This is a genomic window from Streptomyces sp. IBSBF 3136 (assembly GCF_036815105.1).
In the GTDB taxonomy this organism is placed as follows: Bacteria; Actinomycetota; Actinomycetes; order Streptomycetales; family Streptomycetaceae; genus Streptomyces.
In genome coordinates this window covers 1-3,915 of the sequence record NZ_JAJSZC010000382.1, presented here as the reverse complement: position 1 = coordinate 3,915, position 3,915 = coordinate 1, and the positions used below count along the sequence as shown (strand labels likewise).

Genomic DNA, 3,915 nt, shown 5'->3' with positions numbered 1-3,915 from the left:
CCTGACCCCCCTTTGGAGCCCCTGTGGTGCACGCAGACCGCGAACCGGCAGCCCCCGCCCGCCTCTCCCGCCGGACCGTCGTCGCCGTGTTCGGCGCCGTCGCCTCCGGCGCCCTGCTCGGCGCCCCGCGCGTGGCGGCGGCACCGTCGGCCGCGCCGGGCCTCGACGACCCGGCGAAGAAGGAGATCGCCATGCAGCTGGTGTCGAGCGCGGAGAACTCCTCGCTCGACTGGAAGGCCCAGTACCGGTACATCGAGGACATCGGCGACGGCCGCGGCTACACCGCCGGCATCATCGGCTTCTGCTCCGGCACCGGCGACATGCTCGACCTCGTCCAGCTCTACGCAGACCGCAAGCCCGGCAACGTGCTCGCCAAGTACCTGCCCGCCCTGCGCCGGGTGAACGGGACGGACTCGCACAGCGGGCTCGACCCCGACTATCCCAAGGACTGGCGCAAGGCGGCCCAGGACGGCGCGTTCCAGCAGGCCCAGAACGACGAGCGGGACCGGGTCTACTTCAACCCCGCGGTCGCCCAGGGCAAGGCGGACGGGCTGCGCGCCCTCGGGCAGTTCGCCTACTACGACGCCCTCGTCATGCACGGCGACGGCGACGACCCCACCAGCTTCCGCAACATCCGCAAGCGGGCCCTGCGCACCGCCAAGCCGCCGGCGCAGGGCGGCAACGAGACGACGTACCTCAACGCCTTCCTCGACGCGCGGGTGTGGGCCATGAAGCAGGAGGAGGCGCACAGCGACACCAGCAGGGTCGACACCGAACAGCGGGTCTTCCTGCGCAAGGGCAACCTCGACCTGAACACGCCGCTGGACTGGAAGGTGTACGGGGACAGTTACCACATCGGCTGAGCCGCGGGTCGGACCGGCCGTCAGGGGGACTGTCCGTCAGGCGGACCCCCTGGCGGGCCCGACCGGCCCCGGTCCCCCTCCGCCGTGCCGGGGCCGTTCGCGAGCCGCCGGTGGCGCGCTCGCATGCCGGGGCCCTGACGAGGAAAGATGGGTTCCGAGCGATCGACCACACCGATGCGGAGGAGCGGACTCATGCCGCACGAGCGAGCCGGCCGGCCGGCCGGTCCCGAGGACCTTGTCGACGTGGCCCGGCTGGTCACGGCGTACTACACCCTGCACCCCGACCCGGCCGACCCCGGGCAGCGGGTGGCGTTCGGCACGTCGGGGCACCGGGGTTCGTCCCTGGCGACCGCCTTCAACGAGGACCACATCGCCGCCACCAGCCAGGCCATCGTCGAGTACCGGACGGCCCACGGCATCGACGGCCCCCTGTTCCTCGGCGCCGACACCCACGCCCTGTCCGAGCCCGCCCAGGCCACCGCCCTGGAGGTGTTCGCCGCCAACGGCGTGACGGTGCTCCTCGACAGCGCGGACGGCTACACACCGACTCCGGCGCTCTCGCACGCCATCCTCACCCACAACCGGGGCCGCGCCTCGGGCCTCGCCGACGGCGTGGTCGTCACCCCGTCGCACAACCCGCCCGCCGACGGCGGCTTCAAGTACAACCCGCCCAGCGGCGGGCCCGCCGCGTCCGACGCCACCTCCTGGATCCAGGACCGCGCCAACCAGATCATCGCGGGCGGGCTGAAGGACGTGCGGCGGCTGACGTACGCCCGCGCGCTCGCCGCCGACTCCACCGGGCGGTACGACTTCCTCGGCGCCTACGTCGGCGACCTGCCGAGCGTCCTGGACCTCGACGCGATCCGCGCCGCGGGGGTGCGCATCGGCGCCGACCCGCTCGGCGGCGCCTCCGTCGCCTACTGGGGCCGGATCGCCGAGGAGCACGGACTCGACCTGACCGTGGTCAATCCGCACACCGACCCCACCTGGCGGTTCATGACGCTGGACTGGGACGGAAAGATCCGCATGGACTGCTCCTCCCCGTACGCCATGGCCTCGCTCATCGAGCAGCGTGACCGCTTCCGCATCGCCACCGGCAACGACGCCGACGCCGACCGGCACGGCATCGTCACCCCCGACGCCGGCTTGATGAACCCCAACCACTACCTGGCCGTCGCCATCTCCTACCTCTACCGGCACCGCGAGCGGTGGCCAGCCGAGACCGGTGTCGGCAAGACGCTCGTGTCCTCCACGATGATCGACCGCGTCGCCGCCGACCTGGACCGCCGGCTGGTCGAGGTCCCGGTCGGGTTCAAGTGGTTCGTGGACGGACTGGCCGGCGGCACCCTGGGCTTCGGCGGCGAGGAGTCGGCCGGGGCCTCCTTCCTGCGCCGCGACGGCTCGGTGTGGACCACCGACAAGGACGGCATCCTGCTGGCCCTGCTCGCGTCCGAGATCACGGCCGTCACCGACCGGACGCCCTCGGAGCACTACGCCGACCTCACCGCCCGTTTCGGCGAACCCGCCTACGCCCGTATCGACGCGCCCGCCTCCCGCGAGCAGAAGGCGCTGCTGGCGAAGCTGTCCCCGGCCCAGGTCACCGCCGACACCCTCGCGGGCGAGCCGGTCACCGGTGTGCTCAGCGAGGCGCCGGGCAACGGCGCGGCCATCGGCGGGATCAAGGTCACCACCGCCAACGCCTGGTTCGCGGCCCGCCCTTCGGGCACGGAGGACGTCTACAAGATCTACGCCGAGTCGTTCCACGGCCCCGACCATCTCGCTCGGGTGCAGGAGGAGGCCAAGGCCGTGGTCCAGGCCGCGCTCGGCGGCTGACGACAGGGCCCGGCTTCCCTGCGACCACGACGTCCTCCGCCCCTCGCGCCCGCGACGGCCTGCGACCCGGGCGGGCGGAGGCCGTCACTGCGTGGGCCGGCGACCGAAGGGCCCCGGGTCGCCGGGGCCCTGGACGGGCGGGATCAGTCGCGTCCGCGAGCGTGGTCGAGCCGGTCCAGCACGGCCTGGGCCATGGCCGCCTCGCCCTTGGCGTTCGGGTGGGCGGGGGCCGCGGGCGAAGCCGGCTGCAACGGCTCGATCCAGCGGTCGGCGGGCGCCTTGCACATGTCGTGGCCCACCGTGGGACCGTAGGTGTCGACGTACTCGGCCCGGTTCCACGAGGCCACCAGACGCAGCATCAGGTTCAGCCGCTTCTCGGTGTCGCGCAGGTAGGGGAAGTCGCCCTTGGCGAACGGCACCGAGGGGAAGCAGCCGCTGCCGTCGTCCGGCAGCAGGTCCGGGTAGCCGACGACGATCACCCGCGCGTGCGGGGCGCGGGCGTGCACGGCCCGCAGCACCCGGTCGATCTTCGGTGCGGTCTGCAGCACGGTGAGCGCCAGTCGGTCGTAGCCCGCGGCCCGGTAGGAACGCTCGCAGGGGTTGCCGGCCGGGTCCTGGACACCGAGCCGGGCGCAGGTGCCGATGATCGAGCCGAAGCCGACGTCGTTGCCGCCGATCTGCACCGTCACCAGGTCCGTGTTCCGTCCCAGCGCTTCGAGTTGCGGGGGGTTGCCGCCCTGCGCCTTCCACATCTCCTCGGTCGTGGCCCCGGCGCAGCTCACGTCCTCGAACGCGGTCACGCCACCCCGACTTGCCAGCAGTGAGGGGTAGTTGTGGTCGGAGCGGGCGCAGTCGGCGTCCACCTGGCCCGGGATCGCGGGCCCCGAGGTGTAGGAGTCCCCGAGGGAGACGTAGGTGAGGTCGCGGGGATGGGCGGGGTGCGCGGCGGCGGGTGCCGTCGACGCGGCGACGAGGGCGCAGCCCCCGAGTGCCGCCCCCAGCACGGCACTCCGCCGCCGGGATCTCGCTGGTTCCGCCGCAACGCTGTCGTTCGCCATGGGTTCCTCCCCTGAGGCCGGGACGTCGCACGCGGTCCGCGCCGAGGCGGACCGCGCGGTCAACTGGGCCTGTATACCGTCCGGTAGGTCTCCCAGGCCAGAGGGGGGAAGGAAGCGGGAACGAACATTCCCGCCCGCCCGGGGGAGAGGGAGCACCACGG

The 3,915-nt window shown here is 73.1% G+C and carries 3 protein-coding genes; 2 read left to right on the top strand and 1 reads right to left on the bottom strand.

All coding sequences use genetic code 11. From position 1 onward, the window contains the following. Window positions 1–23 precede the first annotated feature (23 nt). Window positions 24–863, top strand: coding sequence for a chitosanase (locus tag V7E45_RS39135; RefSeq protein ID WP_333779052.1), 840 nt, complete (start codon window positions 24–26; stop codon window positions 861–863). Between the two features lie 192 nt (window positions 864–1,055). Continuing rightward, the gene (pgm, locus tag V7E45_RS39130) at window positions 1,056–2,696 is read left to right on the top strand and encodes a phosphoglucomutase (alpha-D-glucose-1,6-bisphosphate-dependent) (RefSeq protein WP_333779051.1); all 1,641 of its coding nucleotides are present in this window, start codon (window positions 1,056–1,058) and stop codon (window positions 2,694–2,696) included. A gap of 143 nt (window positions 2,697–2,839) precedes the next feature. On the opposite strand, the gene V7E45_RS39125 is transcribed toward pgm, so the two are convergent. Further along, window positions 2,840–3,754: an SGNH/GDSL hydrolase family protein gene (locus tag V7E45_RS39125; RefSeq protein ID WP_333779050.1), complete on the bottom strand. Its 915-nt coding sequence runs from the start codon at window positions 3,752–3,754 to the stop codon at window positions 2,840–2,842. Window positions 3,755–3,915 lie beyond the last annotated feature (161 nt).

What these genes read in the sequence shown, in the direction of transcription:
- pgm (WP_333779051.1), top strand. Translation starts at nt 1,056, where the DNA reads ATGCCGCACGAGCGAGCCGGCCGGCCGGCCGGTCCCGAGGACCTTGTC.
- V7E45_RS39125 (WP_333779050.1), bottom strand. Translation starts at nt 3,754, where the DNA reads ATGGCGAACGACAGCGTTGCGGCGGAACCAGCGAGATCCCGGCGGCGG.